Raw genomic sequence first — 16,469 nt, 5'->3', positions numbered from 1 at the left:
ATTTTCCGGGATTTTTTGTGTATTACATTGGAACTTGCTGGTCATCGCCACTTTCGTTGGCATTGATGTCTTTTTTCCTTTTAGGCTGCTCTATTTTTTCGCCCTGCTTAAATCTGTAAGTTAAAGCAATTGAAAATTGTCTTGGTTGCCATTGCATGTAATTTCTGCGGGTGTAGTCACTATTGAAGCTGTATACTTCTCTGTTTCTGGTATTAAAGATATCCTGAATATTGAAAGAGATTGTTCCATCACCTTTCCATATTGTTTTAGAAGCTCCCAGATTTAGTGCATACATATCCTGAGTATCTTGATTCGCTGATTTTTGTGCCCCTCTGTAGAACCCTTGCAGCTGTACACTTAATGTCTTATCAAGTTTGAAAGTCGTGTTCAAACGTGCTCTCGTTGAGAAACCATCACCAGTAAAATCCATTGTACCGATTTTAGTTTTACCTAAAGCATCTTTTGTTTCGTACGAAGCAATACCGGTAGTTTTATAACCAAATACATCTAAACTTCCCATGATTTTTAACCATGCAAATGGATCATAAGTGAAATTAAGGTCTAAACCATAACGATCATCATTTCCTAAGTTAATCGGTTTTGTATAAAAAATACCCTGGCCTTCATCAGGTCTGTAGACAAGCATTTTAGTATCTTCTGTTGCATGTCTGTAGTAAAGAGTAGGGTTGATCGTGAATTTCTTTCTTGTAATGTTATAACCTACTTCATACGAATCTACATAGGATGGATTTAAATCAATATTTCCTTCAAAAACGTTTTGACTATTACTGTAATTAGGGAAAGGAACCATAAAGAATGATCTCGGCCTGTCTATTCTACGGGAATAGTTTACAAGGATCTGATTGTTCTTTGATATATCATAACTTAAGAATACGCTTGGAAATAAATTGTTGTAGTTCTTATTTTTATTGATCGGAGCCTGATTGGGATTTAAATTAGCATAATCAATTTTAACATTGGAAAGCTCATCTCTTAAACCTAACTGATAGGCAAAATTTTCTCCTATCTTGCTTTTAAACTGCAGATAGAAAGCATTAAACATTTCTCTGTAGTTCGTTTTATTGTTATAATCAAGAATAAACGGATTATTAGAAGTGCTGCTTACAAAATTATCATAATTGTTGTTATTAACATCTATTCTGTATCCTGCTTCAAGTTTAGACTGTTCACCGAGAGGAAGTTCATAATCCGCTTTTCCGATTAAGGTTTTGCTAACAGAATGTCTTTGGGTTATATCTTCCTGAACCGGAACAGAATCTTCAGTTTCTAAGATGTTAGAATTGTTATTACTTCTGTTTCTCTGTAAACTCAGTGATACGGATAAATTCTGTCCTTTATCATCAAATTTATGATCCAGCCCTATATCTCCCTGAAATGCAAGATTGGTATTTCTGCCTTCAGAATATCTTTGTCCATAGGAATCCATTAGGTTCCATGTTTTTTGATCACTGTATCGATAAAACCTATTAAAAGTATTCAGTAACTCATTATTGTCACTTTCAAATGTTCTTACAACTCCGGATAAATTTAATGATGTCTTATCAGAAATGTCATACGTAAAACCTGCACTTGCATTATAATTTTTGTTATAACTCTTGTTGGTAGAATTTTGCAACTGATAGGTAGGAACGTCATTCGGCTGAATATTCGGCAGTATAATAGGTTTTGTAATGTTATGATACGTTGTTTCAGTATCGTTTTTACTTTTATTTTCAGAATAACCTCCACCACCATTCACAAACCAGGTCCAGTTGTTTTTTCTCCAGCTTAAATTAGTATTAAGAGCTGTTCTTGGAAGATAACCCAAAGTACCAATTACACTTCCGTTAAAACCTATTTTTTTATTCTTTTTAAGAATAATATTTAAAATACCTGAAGTACCGCTTGCTTCAAATTTAGAAGAGGGATTGGTAATTACTTCAATTCTTTCGATCTGGTCCGCCGGAATACTTTGAAGCGCATTAGCACCATCATCTATTCCAAGCAGGGAAGAAGGCTTTCCGTTGATCAGAAATTTCACATTGGAGCTGCCTCTCATTGAAACAGTACCGTCGGTATCCACAGAAACAGAAGGCACATTGGAAAGAACATCCTGAAGATTTCCACCCTTACTTACAATATCCTGGGAAGGGTCGTAAGTTTTCTTGTCAAGTTCAACTTTATAAGCTTTTGTAGCTGCTGCAGTGATTACCACACCCTGTATTTCCTGGGTTTTTCCGTCTAAAGTGCTTGTTGCCTCAGGCTGTATGGATAAAGCGCCAATATTTCCGGGACCTGCAATGCTTTTATTGACTATACTTTTTTTATAGTCGATTGCTTCTACTGTAATGTCGTAATTTCCAGGGGCAAGTTCCAGTTTGTACTGTCCTTTTTCATCGGTCAGTACAGCATCGCTTAATGACTTGTTCGCTTTATTGCTGAACGTCACAGAAGCGTAAGGAACCGGCTGGTTGTTTTTGTTGACAATCATTCCCGTAACGCCTGCCTTGTCCTGGGCAAATGCCATTGCAGCTGCCGAAAGTACAAAAGTAAGTGCTAGCGTTTTTTTTGTGAAAATGTTGACAATTTCCGTCTGATTCATAAGGTATTTTTTGTGTAAAATCGTAAAAGTATAAGTCTTAACATTGTGAAATCATTAATTGGGTTTGATTTCAAAATATTACGATTTATGTATTATTTATAGATGTATAAGTCGTATATAATTGTTAAATGTTAATTACCGTATTGTTAAATAAAGTTAAATTAATTTTTTATTTGATATTTTTTGAATTCAGCCAGTCCTGATAAGCTTTTGCATTGATGGCATGTTCCTCCGCACTTGCTGTAAACTTATGATAGCCAAACCTTGCAGGATCAGCACACATAAATATGTAATTGCTGTTTTCTGCATTCAAAACCGCATCTACAGAGTTTTTATCCACCACACAGATAGGGCCAGGAGGAATTCCGGCGTTCGCATACGTGTTGTACGGTGAAGGTGTAGACAAATGCTTATAAAGTACTCTTTTGATTGGTTCCTTAAAATTAGTCTGCTTGTTAATTGCATAGATCACCGTAGGATCAGACTGTAGCTTCATCCCTTTTCTATAACGGTTCAGATACAATCCTGCGATGGTTTTCATTTCATCCTTTTTTCCGCCTGATTCTTTATAAACGATAGAGGCCAGGGCATAGATCTGATCTCTCGTCAGGCCAGATTGCTGTTCCTTGTTTTTTCTTTCAGCTGTCCAGAATTCATTGTACTGTTCATCAAATTTTTTGAAGAACTCTCTAGGGCTTACAGTCCAGAAAAAATTATAGGTATCAATAAAAAAATATTTTTTTAAATCCTCTGCATTTTTGTACCCTTTTTCTGCTGCTACTTTATTCAGGTCGTTTACAAAATGTAAAGAATCCAGTTCTGTTTTTTTGGTTACTTTTCCTATCATTTGGTACATGTCGCCAAAATCACCGATTCTGAAGCTGTTTTCCGTCTGATTCCCGGCCTTGATCATATTCACCAGGTTTGTGTTTCCTGCTCCTGGCTGGAAATGATAACGGCCCGGCTTAAAAAACTTATCAAGATCTTTATCTCTGGCAACCGCTTCAAAAGCTTCTTTGTCTTTTACATATGGGCCTACTGAATCAAGAATCTGCTTGAAATCCGCTTTATGGGGAATCAGCACATATCCGTCTTTCTCTACGTTATTTCCATAGTATTTATTATAAAATCTCAAACCAAAAAATCCTGCCGCTCCAACAATAATGAGAGCGATAATGAGAACAGTTTTTTTCATTATTAAAAATTTGATTAAAAGTTTAGTTTTTAAATAAGATCTATTTTACCTCTAAAAACTTGCTTAGCGGGACCTTCAAGCCAAATGTTTTGGAAAGAATTTCCGTTTTTTACAGCATGAACTTTAAGATTTCCACCTAAAGTTTTAACTTTTACAGAAATTAGATTGTTTTTTTGCAAAAAGGTTAAAGCAGAAGCCGTAACTCCTGTTCCGCAGCTGTAAGTTTCATCCTCAACGCCTCGTTCATAGGTTCTTACAAAGATTTCGTCATCAGTAATTTTTTCAACAAAATTTACATTGATACCGTTTTCTTTATAATTTTCTGAGTTTCTTATGCCATGACCTGCTGCAAAAACATTGTAATTCACCAGATCTTCTACATATTTTACATAATGAGGTGACCCCGTATCCATCACGGTGTCTTCTCCATCTTCGGAAATTGTTTCCACATCAATCATCTTTAATTTGATGATGCCGTTATGGATCTCTGCTTCGTGTTCACCGTCTACAGCAATGAATTTGCATTTATCTTCAAAAATATCCAGAAAAAAAGCAAAGGCTACCAGACATCTTCCGCCATTTCCGCACATAGTGCTCTCGCCGCCATCAGAATTATAGTATACCATCTTGAAATCATAGGCATCATCATTTTCCAGAAGAATAAGCCCATCGCCACCAATTCCGAAACGTCTGTCACATAATTTCCCAATAAGATCTTTTTCCTTAGGGAACTGCAGATCACGGTTATCAATCATTACAAAATCATTTCCAGTCCCTTGATATTTATAGAATTCCATATTTTTAGTCTAAAATTAACGAGCAAAATTAATATATTTAAAATGAAAAACGAACAGTGTTAGCTGTCCGTTTTCTTATTTATAATCGTTTTATCTAAATCCGCCTCCGCTTGACTGCTGTCTTGTGGAGCCGCTGTTTTGCTGAGTGTTACTCTGAGTGCTTGTACTTCCCCTGAAACCACCTGAAGATTCTGTTCTGGTGCTGTTCTGGTTTTGGTTGTATTGCTGCGTATTTCTGAAACCTCCGCTATTCTGATTATTCCGGTTTCCCTGATTGTTCTGAGAATTTCCGCCTGAATTTCTAAAGCCTCCGTTGTTCTGGTTGCTCTGTGGTCTCTGGTTGTTATTAGAATTGGTACTGCTCGAATTTCTAAATCCGTTATTACTGCTGTTGTTTCTTGTGCTGGTTCCTCTGTTATTATTGAAACCGCTATTATTATAATTACCTCCGTTGTTATTTGTACGTGTATTCTGGAATCCGTTATTAGGTCTCTGTGAAGTTACCATAGTTTTTCTTTCAACGTATACTTTTCTTCGGCTGTCCCCTGAATTATAGTAATAATAAGGAACCCCGTTATCATAATAATAATTAACATCATTTCTGTAGTAATAGCCGTCATTTCCATAATAACCGCCGTTTCCGTAATATCCGGAAGGAGCATAATAATATCCGTTGTTATAATACGGATCTCCGTAGCCTCCATTATTTGCATATCCGTCACTGTAAGCTAAACATGATGTTAAACTGCTGATAGCTACAATACTGAATGCTATTTTAAATAAATTTTTCATGACTTTATCACACTTTTTTCTTTTAAACTTTTTTTCCAATTGAGGTATCCTAAGATAGCCATTATAGTAAATACCAAATATTGAACCGAAGTGATACCAAGTTCCTTAAAAATCATCATAGGAATACAAATAAAATCTCCGATGATCCAGAAAATCCAGTTCTCAATGCGCTGTTTGGCCATAAACCACATACCTACTAAAAATATAGAAGTCGTAATAACATCAAGCCAGTTTGCCCAATCCAGATGATATAATCCTAAATTAGCTCCATCCATAGAAAATTTATTATCAATATAGGGCTTGTAATAGTAAATAAGGGTAACCAATGCCATGCTTAATAAAAAAAGAACTCCTGCGAATATTCTTTCTTTTTTTGTTGCCCAGCTTACCTCCACATGAATATGGTCTTCAGAGTTTTTTGACCACAGGATCCAGCCATAAACACTCATTGCAGTATAATACACATTGATCATACAGTCGCCGAGAAGACCAAAATTAAAAAGAATATAAACGTAGATCAGTGTGGAAATGATTCCGGTAGGGTATACCCAGATATTCTTTTTTATTGAAAAATAGACGCTCAAAATTCCGAAAAATGTACCGGTGGCTTCCAGCAGAATTTGTATGCTACTGTAGTTTTCATACGGTTTTACAAAAAGATCATATAAATTCATGCGATCAAAAATAAGCAAAAATTAGTACTTTTGAAAATAAATTAAATAATGTGTAAATCAGTTTTTTAAATATTTTTATTTAAAATAAATCACGAAAGTTTATTAATAAACGTTAAGGTTTGTAAAATTTTTATATTTTCGTAAATCTTTAATTAAATAAAAAAACATGTCTAAAATTTGGGTTAAGAAGCCAATGAGCGCTTATGAAGCTGATATCAAAAAGAGTCAGCTGAAACGCGTTCTGGGAAAATGGAGCCTTACTGCTATCGGAATCGGAGCAATCATTGGAGGAGGAATTTTTGTACTTACAGGAACAGGTGCTTATTATAATGCAGGGCCTGCACTGGCACTTTCATTTGTAATTGCAGGAATTGCCTGTGTATTTGCAGCACTTTGCTATGCTGAATTTGCATCTATACTTCCTGTAGAAGGTTCCGCTTATGCTTATGCTTATGGAACGGTAGGTGAAATTTTTGCGTGGATCATAGGCTGGGGGCTAATACTGGAATATGCTATGGGATCTATGACCGTCGCCGTATCCTGGTCGGGATATTTTGCCAAACTTCTCAAAATGTTTGGGCTGCATCTTCCGGCTTATCTTACCACAGATCCGCAAACCTATATTGCAGCAGGAAACTCAGGGTTTTCCATGAACCTGCCCGCATTTTTAATTGTTTTCTTTGTAATTTCTATCCTGGTAAGAGGAACCAAAGGTGCTGCTAAAGCCAATAACTTCATTGTAGTGCTTAAAGTTTCAGCTATTATTTTTGTAATCGTTGCAGGAGCATTTATTATTTTAAATTCAGCTGAGCCTTTTAAAAACTGGATTCCTTTCATTCCTGATCCAACCACTATTACCGAAAATGGAGTCTCGCATTCCGCCTACGGTGTTGCAGGGGTTGTTGCAGGGGCATCGGCTATTTTCTTTGCTTATGTAGGTTTCGATGCCGTTTCTACACAGGCAGGAGAAGCTATTAATCCTAAAAAAGATGTACCATTTGCGATCATCGCTTCACTGATTATCTGTACACTTTTATATATCCTTGTTTCTTTGGTATTAACAGGAATGATGCATTATACAGACTTTAATCCGTTGGGTAAATATCCGGATGCGATCAAAGCTCCTGTAGCATACGCGTTTGATATTGCCGGATATGCCTGGGCAGGATATATTATTACCATTGCAGCTACTGTAGGGTTAATCTCAGTATTGATGGTAATGATTATGGGACAGTCGAGAATCTTCTTGGGAATGTCTAAAGACGGATTGATTCCTGCTACCTTTTCAAAAGTAAACCCTAAAACAGGAGTGCCTACAAAGAATCTTCTTATTTTAGGAGTAGTAATTGCTATTGTTGCTTCCCTTACTCCAATCAATGATCTTGCACACATGACCAGCTTTGGGACATTGTTTGCATTTACAATGGTATGTGTAGCGGTTTGGGTACTTAGAGTGAAAGAACCTAATTTACAGAGAAACTTTAGAGTTCCTGCTTTACCGCTTATTGCTTGCTTAGGTATAGCGATCAATGTTTATCTGATCTTCAACCTGAGCAAAGAAGCACAGATGTATTCTTTTGCATGGCTGATCATCGGGTTTTTTGTGTATTTCCTGTACAGTAAAAAGCATTCTAAGCTTCAAAACGGAGGCTTTGGAGAGACTTTTAAAGCAGAACAGGAGCCTTTGGAAAAACCTGATTTAGATTAATAAAAAATATCAACTTAAAATCCACAGAATTCTGTGGATTTTTTATTTTTGTCTTTATGAAAAAAACTTTTTCCATTTTATTGGTATGCTTGGGAATATTTATGTTTTCTCAGCAAATAGAAAGCTTTACCACTATTTTAAATGACAAGATAAGCATAAGAGCTCTTGAATTTTATGATAATAAAGTCTGGTATACCGGAACAGATTCAAAGTTTGGCTTTGTTGATCTTAAAAACAACAAAGACCAAAAGCAGCTGGGTCTGTCGGATAAAAAGCTTCAGTTTAGAACGCTGGCACAGGATAAGAATTCTTTTTATGCTATTAATATTGAAAGTCCTGCCTATTTTTTTAAGATTGATAAAAAAGATCTGAAGTCAGAAATTGTGTTTACAGATACTGTGAAAACTGCTTTTTATGATGCTCTGCATTTTGTGAATCATCAGATGGCTTATACTTTCAGTGATGCAGATAAGGATAATCTGCTGAAGCTGGCTGTTTACAGTAATGGAAAATGGAGAATGTTCAAAAGTGATATAAAACTGAACAGCGGTGAAGCCGCATTTGCAGCAAGCAATACCAATATTGCCTCAACAAAAAAGTATCTGTGGATAGCAACAGGTGGAAAAGCATCACGAATTCTGAGAATGGATCTGAAAAAAGAAAGTATCCAGGTTTTCGAAACTCCTTTTATCCAGGGAGAATCTTCTCAGGGAATGTATTCAATAGATTTTTATGACGATAAATTTGGGATTGCAGTAGGCGGAGATTATACCAAGCAGGATGCAAATATCAATAATATTGCAACCACTAATGATGGCGGGGAAACCTGGAAGATTCAGGCTTCCGGAAGTAATGCAGGCTATACGACCTGTGTGAAAATTAAGCCAGGTTCAAAAGGTAGAGAGATAATTTCGGTAGGTGATAAACACATCAGCTATTCTTCTGATTTCGGGAAAACCTGGAAAAAGATTTCTGATGAGAAAGGATTTTTTGTCTGCCGCTGGATAGATGGTAATACCGTTGTTTTTGCAGGAAAAGACAGGATCTCAGTTATGAAATTAAAATTTTAAATCTCAGGAATAGAATTTATCATTATTTGAAGGATCCCAGCAGCGATCATATTTAGACTCATTATAAAATACGGCCTAATATATTTCATGGTTTAAAATTCATTCGTAATGGTTAATTTTGCAGGATGAAATTTATTTTATGTTAAATTTCATGATTCGATAATATTTTAAATTTTGAAATGAATTCTTTAATAGATAAGTATAATATTCCCGGGCCGCGTTACACGTCTTATCCCACTGTTCCTTATTGGGACGAATCTACATTTTCTCCTGAAAAGTGGAGGGAAAGTGTGATCAGGTCATTTCATGAAAGTAATGCAGAAGAGGGAATTTCTATTTATATTCACCTGCCTTTCTGCGAGGCATTATGTACCTTCTGCGCCTGCCACAAACGTATCACAAAACAGCACAGTGTTGAAATTCCATATCTGGAAAGTGTTTTGAAGGAATGGAAGCTTTATCTGGAGCTTTTTGAAGAAAGACCAAAGCTTAAAGAGCTTCACCTTGGAGGCGGTACTCCTACATTTTTTTCGCCAAAAAATTTAAAAACCTTATTGGAGGGAATCTTTGAAACCGTAGAAATTGCAGAACATCCTGAGTTTTCTTTTGAAGGACATCCGAATAATACAACAAGGGACCATCTTCAGACTTTATATGATCTTGGCTTCAGGAGAGTGAGTTTTGGAGTTCAAGATTACGATCCTAAAGTTCAAAAGGCAATCAACAGGATACAATCATTTGAAAATGTAAAAAATGTAACAGAATGGGCTAAGGAAATAGGTTACAGAGGGATCAGTCATGATCTGGTTTTCGGGCTTCCGCATCAGAGTTGGGATGCCATGGAGAATACCATCAGAAAAACAATGGAACTGAAGCCGGACAGGCTTGCATTCTATTCTTATGCACACGTTCCGTGGGTAAAAGGAGTAGGACAGAGAGGTTTCGATGAAAATGATCTACCTAGCGGTGAAGAAAAACGCCGTTTATATGAAGACGGAAAAAAGCTGCTTGAGGATTTAGGATATATAGAAGTGGGAATGGATCATTTTTCTCTTGAACATGATGACCTGTACCAATCCCTGATTCATAAAAAACTTCACAGGAACTTTATGGGCTATACTTCAAGCAATACCCAACTGATGGTAGGCCTTGGAATGTCTGCGATTTCAGATTCCTGGTATGCTTTTGCCCAGAATGTAAAGACAGTGGAAGAATACCAGAAGATTATTGAAGAAGGTAAAATTCCTGTGGTAAAAGGCCATATTCTTGATGAAGAAGATCTTACTGTAAGAAGACACATTTTGAATCTGATGTGTCAGCTTGAAACAACATTTACTGATAAAAATTCTTTCCCTGAACTGGAAAATGCATTTGAAATGCTGGAAGAAATGGAAAAAGATGAATTGGTGGAGATTTATGACAATCAAATCAAGATCACAGAAAAAGGAAGGGCATTTACGAGAAATGTAGCGATGGTTTTTGACCTCAGGATGATGAGAAACAAACCTGAGACGAGAATTTTCTCTATGACGATATAAAAAACAAAAGCGGTTCCATCAGAACCGCTTTTTTATTGAAGTAAAATTTCTATCATTTAATAATAAGTTTCTGACTGTAAGATTTCACATCTCCCGATTTGATGATCAGGTAATAAACTCCGGCAGGAATTCCTGTAATATCAACGCTGCCGTCATTTTCAATTTTTGCTTTCTCCAGGACTATTTTTCCTTCTGTACTGATAAGATCCGCAGTGTTGTTCATATCTTCCAGACCTTCAATGAATACCTTTTCAGAAGCGGGGTTGGGATGGATATACATAGAATTTAAGCGGTTTGTTTCATCTGTTGCGAGTGCTCCTGTTGTGATTTTAAATATCTTTCCGCTGTTTACTGCTGCTACAAACAATTCTTTCTGAGAATTCTGTCCGAAAGTAGAGAAACTGTTGCCTGTACTTGGAGAATTCCACACAATCGAATTATCCGGATTCATAATTCCGATCTGTTCAGAACAGTAATCTGCAAAGAAGTATTTTCCCTGAAGGGTAGGATACTGGCTTCCTCTATAAACATATCCGCCGGTTATAGAGCATTTTCCTCCGGAATGATCATAAACAGCAACCGGGAAAGTCATCGTGGACATAGGAGCACATCCTGCTGTATTGTAAGCATTATTGCCTTCATAGCATCGCCATCCGTAATTGATTCCGGCTTGGGTAACAGGCATTCTGTTGATCTCTTCTATGGCTCCCTGGCCTACATCAGCGATCATTACATTTCCTGTGTTGGTATCAAACGAAAATTTCCATGCGTTTCTAAGTCCATAGGCCCAGATTTCATCAGCTCCGGTCACTGAAGTTCCTGCAAAAGGATTTCCGGGTGGAATATTATACGGTCCTGTAGCATTCACATCTATCCTTAACATTTTTCCCAGAAGTGAATTTATATTTTGGGAATTGTTATTAGGATCTCCACCGCTTCCGCCATCTCCTGTAACGATCCAAAGATTTCCGTCGGGAGCAAAGTGAATGCTTCCTCCGTTATGATTGGCAAACGGTTTAGGAATATTCAGGAGGATTTTTTCAGAAGCAGAATCTGCAACGTCAGGATTGGCAGAACTCACAGAATATCTTGCTACAATGATATTTCCGGCGGTATTGTTATAATACACAAAGAAATATCCGTTGGTTGCGTACTGGGGATGAAATGCAAGGCCAAGAAGGCCTCTTTCCCCTCCGTAAAGAACTTTAGAGCTGATATTCAGAAAATCAGCGCTGTTGATCGTTCCGTTAGGCTGAACGATTTTGATGATCCCGTTCTGCTGTACAACGAAAAGACGGGTGTCATTGGCATTTGTAATTTCAACGGGGCTGGTGAACCCGGACGCAAATTCTACTAAATTAATGCTTTGAGAATTAACGATTAAAGAACAAAAAACACTTAGGGTAAAAAATAGTTTTTTCATAATATTTTGATATTTAGTGTATTGATAACTGAATGAAAATTTTATACCAATCGGAATTTGAAAATTTCATTACGATAAGGAAGAAAAATTATTAAATCTTAAATAGAAGTTAAAACCCCGATATATCTGAAAATAAACCGTTTCTGCTGTTAAAAAATTCATAAAATAATAATAAAATCATTATATTTGCCGACTTAATTTAACGTAGTTATAACAAAATGCAAGGAAAAGGACTTATTACAATTGTTGCTATTGTACTAGGGTTAATTTGCTTAAATGAGCTATTACCAACTTGGTACGCCAGCAAAATTGAAAGGCAGGCGACTGCTGTTGCAGGAGACAATCCGGAAAAGTATCAGAAAGAAATCGCAAGACTTTCTAAAGATACTTTGAACCTGGGATTCACAAAACTTTATTACACTAAAGCCAAAGACAAGGAAATGAAGCTTGGTCTTGACTTGAAGGGAGGGATCAACGTTCTTTTGGAAATCAACCAAAGAGACCTGGTAAATGATTTAACCAATTATTCTACCAATCCTGTTCTTATCGAAGCTTTAAACAAGACGGATGAAGTTCAGAAGAATTCTACAAAATCTTACATCGATAATTTCTTCGATCAGTTTGAAGCGATCAACAAAGCAAAAGGGACGAACCTTAAGCTTGCAGATCCTGAACTTTTCGGAAATACCAATTTATCGGAGATTAAGTATAATACGACTGATGAACAGGTAAAAAGCATCATCAAAAGAAGAATCGATCTTTCTGTAGGTACAGCTTTCGAGGTGATCAGAACCAGAATCGATAAGATGGGTGCGGTGCAGCCAAACGTTCAGAGAGTACCGGGTACGGCAAGAATTTCTGTTGAAATGCCTGGTATGAAAGATATCGACAAAGTGAAGAAAATGCTTCAGACTTCCGCAAAACTTCAGTTCTGGGAAGTACAGCAGGTTCCTGAAATAGCGCCATATTTCCAGACATTGACTACAATGGTGGGCATAAAAGGTGATTCTATGGGAGTTGCGAAGAACATCAATTTCATGAGTCTTTTAAACCTTGACAAATTAAGATCAAACGGTGTTGCAAGCGTAAAACTTTCAGATACTGCTGCTGTAAACAAAATTTTGAACAGCAAAGTAGGTCAGTCATTACGTCCGGCTAACATTAAATATACACAGTTTATGTGGGGTTACAAGCCTGAAGCTACAGATGCTGAAAGTTTAGTATTGTATGCGATCAGAGGTAACATCAACCAAAAAGCTCCGGTAGACGGTGCTGTTGAAACGGCTAGCATTGGCTATGATGAGCTAAGCAGAGTGGTAGTAGACATGCAGATGGATTCCAAAGGGGCTAAAGAATGGAAAACATTAACTGAAAGAAACGTAGGTAAGCCGGTAGCGGTAACATTGGATGGCAGAGTATATACAGCACCAAACGTTGTGAATGCTATTCCTAACGGTAGAACACAGATCTCAGGTAATTTTTCTCAGGAGGAAGCCAAGGAACTGGTAGACGTTTTAGGAGCAGGTAAATTACCAGCGGGTGCAAAAGTAGTTCAGGCTACAGTAGTAGGACCTTCATTAGGACAGGAGTCTATTAATGCAGGGGTTATTTCATTTGCTATCGCATTCCTGATTATTATTGTTTATATCATTTTCTATTACGGTGGTGCAGGTGTGTACGCTGTAATTGCGATGATCATCAACTTATTCTATATTTTCGGAATTATGGATTCCGGAGACTTTACATTAACGCTTCCTGGTATCGCGGGTATTGTTCTTACAATGGCAATGGCAGTCGATACGAACGTAATTATCTACGAAAGAACCAAAGAAGAATTATTTGCGGGCAAGAGCATTTTGGAAGCCTATAAAGATGGTTTTAAACATGCATTAAGCGCGATTGTTGATGGTCACTTAACGACATTATTAACGGCTGGTGTACTTTTCTTATTCGGAACAGGACCTATCAAAGGGTTTGCACTGACTTTAGGAATCGGTATTTTAATGACATTCTTTACTTCCGTATTGCTTTCCAGAGTAATGATCTTTACAAGATTGAATAAGGGAAAACATCTTTCTGTCTGGACTCCTCCAACGAAGAACCTATTCAGAAATACGTGGATTGATTTTATAGGAAAAAGAAAATATGCTTATATTATTTCTGGTATTTTAACAGTGATTTGTGTTGTATCTATCGCAATGAACGGATTCAAATACGGAATCGACTTTACAGGAGGTAGAAATTATGTGGTAAGATTTGATAAAGCCGTCAATGCTGAAGATATTGAACAGAATCTGGTAAAGGTATTCAAAACTGAAGATGGTAAAAATTCTTCTGTTGAAGCTAAAACTTTCGGAAATGACAGACAGCTTAAAATCTCTACAGATTATCTTATTGAAGATGAATCTTTAAAAGCTGACCAGACTGTAGAGCAAAAATTATATGAAGGATTAAAGGCTAGCTTACCTGCCAAGACTACATTGAATGATTTCAAATCTGCAGATAAAGAACATGCAGGAATTATCTCTTCTGAAAAAGTAGGTCCTACGGTAGCAGATGATATCAAAACTCACGGTATGCTTGCTGTAGCAGCAGCTTTGGCTGGTATCTTCATCTATATCTTGTTAAGATTTAGAAAATGGCAATTCTCATTGGGTGCTGTTGTGGCTTTATTCCATGATGCGGTAATTATTTTAGGAGCGTATTCATTGCTTCATAAATTTATGCCGTTCAATATGGAGATCAATCAGGATTTCGTTGCAGCAATCCTTACTGTACTAGGATACTCAATTAATGATACCGTTATTATCTTCGACAGAATTAGAGAGTATTTAAGAGAAAAGAAAGCTTTAACATTAGCTGGGTTATTTGATGACTCTATCTCAAGTACATTAGGTAGAACATTCAACACTTCATTTACAACGATCCTTGTGATCCTGGCAATCTTCATCTTTGGTGGGGACAACCTGAGAGGATTTATGTTTGCCATGCTGATCGGTATTGGATTTGGTACTTATTCATCAATCTTTATTGCATCGGCTATCGCTTACGATTTCCTTAAAAAAGGGAAAGAACAAGAGGTACACGGTAAGACAACAAGTACCAAAGAAGTGCTTGCTTCAAAATAATATCAACTACAATAAATAAGTAAGGGCCGTTTTCGAAAGAAACGGCCTTTTTTTGTGCAGATGGATTGTGGGATGCATGGTTTGAGATAAAAAGCTTTTGAGTTAAGGTTTTAAAAAAATTAATATTTAAAGTTCAAGGTTTAAATTTATATTTGCGTAGCCCAAATCTGAAACCTGATGGCTGAAATCTTTCATCTAAAATCTTGGATCTTGGCTCTTCCTTAAATTCACAATTTAGAACCATTTTATTTCAGATTTCATTAATTTTGCAGCACTATGGAAAATTCAAGGAAAAAAGCAGCTATCGGCTTTATATTTATTACTTTATTGATTGACATTACCGGATGGGGAATCATTATTCCTGTCGTTCCCAAATTAATTGAGGAGCTTATCCATGCCGATATCAGTGAGGCTGCAAAATATGGTGGCTGGCTTGGTTTTGCTTATGCATTTACTCAGTTTATCTTTTCGCCTGTTGTAGGAAATCTGAGTGACAAGTACGGAAGAAGACCTATTATCCTGATTTCCCTCTTTGGATTTGCGGTAGATTATATTTTTCTTGCCCTTGCGCCTACGATCTGGTGGCTTTTTCTGGGACGGGTTATTGCAGGAATCACAGGGGCCAGTGTAACAACAGCCAGTGCTTATATTGCTGATATTTCTACAGATGAAGACAGGGCTAAGAATTTTGGTCTTATCGGGGCTGCATTCGGTCTTGGATTCATTATTGGACCTGTATTAGGAGGAGTTCTTGGACATTATGGCGCCAGAGTGCCTTTCTATGCTGCGGCAGGTTTATGTCTTTTAAATTTCCTTTACGGTTATTTCGTTCTTCCTGAAAGTTTAGATAAAGATAAAAGAAGAGAATTCGACTGGAAACGGGCGAATCCCATAGGTTCATTTAAGTTTTTAGGTAAGCATCCGGAAATTTCAGGATTGATCTTTGCCCTTATTTTAATCTATATTGCGGGACATGCCGTGCAAAGCAACTGGAGTTTTTTCACCATGTACAAATTTAGCTGGACAGAAAGAATGGTTGGAATTTCATTAGGCGTGGTAGGACTTTTAGTCGGCCTAGTTCAGGGTGTTCTGATACGTTGGACAACTCCCAGGCTGGGCGAGGAGAAAAGTATTTATTACGGATTGGCCTTGTATGCATTAGGGATGTTGTTGTTTGCCTTTGCTACAGAAGGCTGGATGATGTTTGCGTTTTTAGTTCCTTACTGTTTGGGTGGAATCTGTGGACCGGCCTTGCAATCAGTAATTACTAAAAGTGTTCCTTCCAACGAACAGGGAGAGCTTCAGGGAGCGCTGACCAGCCTAATGAGTGCAACTTCTATTATAGGACCACCGTTGATGACCAACCTGTTTTACTTCTTTACCCATGATGAGGCACCGTTTGAATTTTCAGGGGCGCCGTTCTTTCTGGCATTTATCTTAATGGCGATAAGTGTGGTGATGACTTATTATGCTTTTCAGAAAAAAGAGAAAAAGCTGATCAAAAAGCTGTAAATCACACGGACAAATATTTTGTAAAAGAAG

At 37.0% G+C, this 16,469-nt stretch carries 11 protein-coding genes; 5 read left to right on the top strand and 6 right to left on the bottom strand.

Features of this window, described 5'->3' with window-relative positions; all coding sequences use genetic code 11:
* Positions 1-22 precede the first annotated feature (22 nt).
* From ACMGDK_RS04755 to pnuC, 5 genes are all read right to left on the bottom strand, one after another.
* On the bottom strand, positions 23-2,602 hold the full coding sequence (locus ACMGDK_RS04755; protein WP_436806874.1) for a TonB-dependent receptor domain-containing protein: 2,580 nt from the start codon (positions 2,600-2,602) through the stop codon (positions 23-25).
* A gap of 169 nt (positions 2,603-2,771) precedes the next feature.
* The gene (mltG, locus tag ACMGDK_RS04750) at positions 2,772-3,797 is read right to left on the bottom strand and encodes an endolytic transglycosylase MltG (protein WP_436806873.1); all 1,026 of its coding nucleotides are present in this window, start codon (positions 3,795-3,797) and stop codon (positions 2,772-2,774) included.
* A gap of 29 nt (positions 3,798-3,826) precedes the next feature.
* The gene (gene dapF / locus ACMGDK_RS04745; RefSeq protein ID WP_436806872.1) at positions 3,827-4,594 is read right to left on the bottom strand and encodes a diaminopimelate epimerase; all 768 of its coding nucleotides are present in this window, start codon (positions 4,592-4,594) and stop codon (positions 3,827-3,829) included.
* Between the two features lie 90 nt (positions 4,595-4,684).
* The gene (locus tag ACMGDK_RS04740) at positions 4,685-5,386 is read right to left on the bottom strand and encodes a hypothetical protein (protein WP_436806871.1); all 702 of its coding nucleotides are present in this window, start codon (positions 5,384-5,386) and stop codon (positions 4,685-4,687) included.
* On the bottom strand, positions 5,383-6,060 hold the full coding sequence (gene pnuC, locus ACMGDK_RS04735) for a nicotinamide riboside transporter PnuC (RefSeq protein ID WP_436806870.1): 678 nt from the start codon (positions 6,058-6,060) through the stop codon (positions 5,383-5,385). Before pnuC ends, ACMGDK_RS04740 begins: the two co-directional genes overlap by 4 nt.
* A gap of 166 nt (positions 6,061-6,226) precedes the next feature.
* On the opposite strand from pnuC, the gene ACMGDK_RS04730 reads away from it, so the two are divergent.
* The 3 genes from ACMGDK_RS04730 (at position 6,227) to hemN (ending at position 10,376) form a co-directional block, all read left to right on the top strand.
* Positions 6,227-7,768, top strand: coding sequence for an APC family permease (locus tag ACMGDK_RS04730; protein WP_436806869.1), 1,542 nt, complete (start codon positions 6,227-6,229; stop codon positions 7,766-7,768).
* Between the two features lie 56 nt (positions 7,769-7,824).
* Positions 7,825-8,838 carry a WD40/YVTN/BNR-like repeat-containing protein gene (locus ACMGDK_RS04725; RefSeq protein ID WP_436806868.1) on the top strand — a complete coding sequence of 338 codons (1,014 nt, stop codon included), beginning with the start codon at positions 7,825-7,827 and terminating at the stop codon, positions 8,836-8,838.
* A gap of 179 nt (positions 8,839-9,017) precedes the next feature.
* Positions 9,018-10,376: an oxygen-independent coproporphyrinogen III oxidase gene (gene hemN, locus ACMGDK_RS04720; RefSeq protein ID WP_436806867.1), complete on the top strand. Its 1,359-nt coding sequence runs from the start codon at positions 9,018-9,020 to the stop codon at positions 10,374-10,376.
* Between the two features lie 52 nt (positions 10,377-10,428).
* On the opposite strand, the gene ACMGDK_RS04715 is transcribed toward hemN, so the two are convergent.
* A complete protein-coding gene (locus ACMGDK_RS04715) occupies positions 10,429-11,799 on the bottom strand; it encodes a PQQ-dependent sugar dehydrogenase (protein WP_436806866.1) in 1,371 nt (456 codons plus the stop codon).
* A gap of 218 nt (positions 11,800-12,017) precedes the next feature.
* On the opposite strand from ACMGDK_RS04715, the gene secD reads away from it, so the two are divergent.
* The gene (secD, locus tag ACMGDK_RS04710; protein WP_436806865.1) at positions 12,018-14,927 is read left to right on the top strand and encodes a protein translocase subunit SecD; all 2,910 of its coding nucleotides are present in this window, start codon (positions 12,018-12,020) and stop codon (positions 14,925-14,927) included.
* 276 nt (positions 14,928-15,203) lie between these two features.
* Positions 15,204-16,439: a TCR/Tet family MFS transporter gene (locus ACMGDK_RS04705; protein WP_436806864.1), complete on the top strand. Its 1,236-nt coding sequence runs from the start codon at positions 15,204-15,206 to the stop codon at positions 16,437-16,439.
* Positions 16,440-16,469: the final 30 nt, after the last annotated feature.

This window comes from Chryseobacterium hilariae (genome assembly GCF_051400735.1).
GTDB lineage: Bacteria > Bacteroidota > Bacteroidia > Flavobacteriales > Weeksellaceae > Chryseobacterium.
This window is presented reverse-complemented; position numbering and strand designations above follow the sequence as displayed.

Excerpts from the sequence above, each read along its gene's own strand:
- ACMGDK_RS04755 (WP_436806874.1), bottom strand. The coding sequence starts at position 2,602 with ATGAATCAGACGGAAATTGTCAACATTTTCACAAAAAAAACGCTAGCA.
- mltG (WP_436806873.1), bottom strand. The coding sequence starts at position 3,797 with ATGAAAAAAACTGTTCTCATTATCGCTCTCATTATTGTTGGAGCGGCA.
- dapF (WP_436806872.1), bottom strand. The coding sequence starts at position 4,594 with ATGGAATTCTATAAATATCAAGGGACTGGAAATGATTTTGTAATGATT.
- ACMGDK_RS04740 (WP_436806871.1), bottom strand. The coding sequence starts at position 5,386 with ATGAAAAATTTATTTAAAATAGCATTCAGTATTGTAGCTATCAGCAGT.
- pnuC (WP_436806870.1), bottom strand. The coding sequence starts at position 6,060 with ATGAATTTATATGATCTTTTTGTAAAACCGTATGAAAACTACAGTAGC.
- ACMGDK_RS04730 (WP_436806869.1), top strand. The coding sequence starts at position 6,227 with ATGTCTAAAATTTGGGTTAAGAAGCCAATGAGCGCTTATGAAGCTGAT.
- ACMGDK_RS04725 (WP_436806868.1), top strand. The coding sequence starts at position 7,825 with ATGAAAAAAACTTTTTCCATTTTATTGGTATGCTTGGGAATATTTATG.
- hemN (WP_436806867.1), top strand. The coding sequence starts at position 9,018 with ATGAATTCTTTAATAGATAAGTATAATATTCCCGGGCCGCGTTACACG.
- ACMGDK_RS04715 (WP_436806866.1), bottom strand. The coding sequence starts at position 11,799 with ATGAAAAAACTATTTTTTACCCTAAGTGTTTTTTGTTCTTTAATCGTT.
- secD (WP_436806865.1), top strand. The coding sequence starts at position 12,018 with ATGCAAGGAAAAGGACTTATTACAATTGTTGCTATTGTACTAGGGTTA.
- ACMGDK_RS04705 (WP_436806864.1), top strand. The coding sequence starts at position 15,204 with ATGGAAAATTCAAGGAAAAAAGCAGCTATCGGCTTTATATTTATTACT.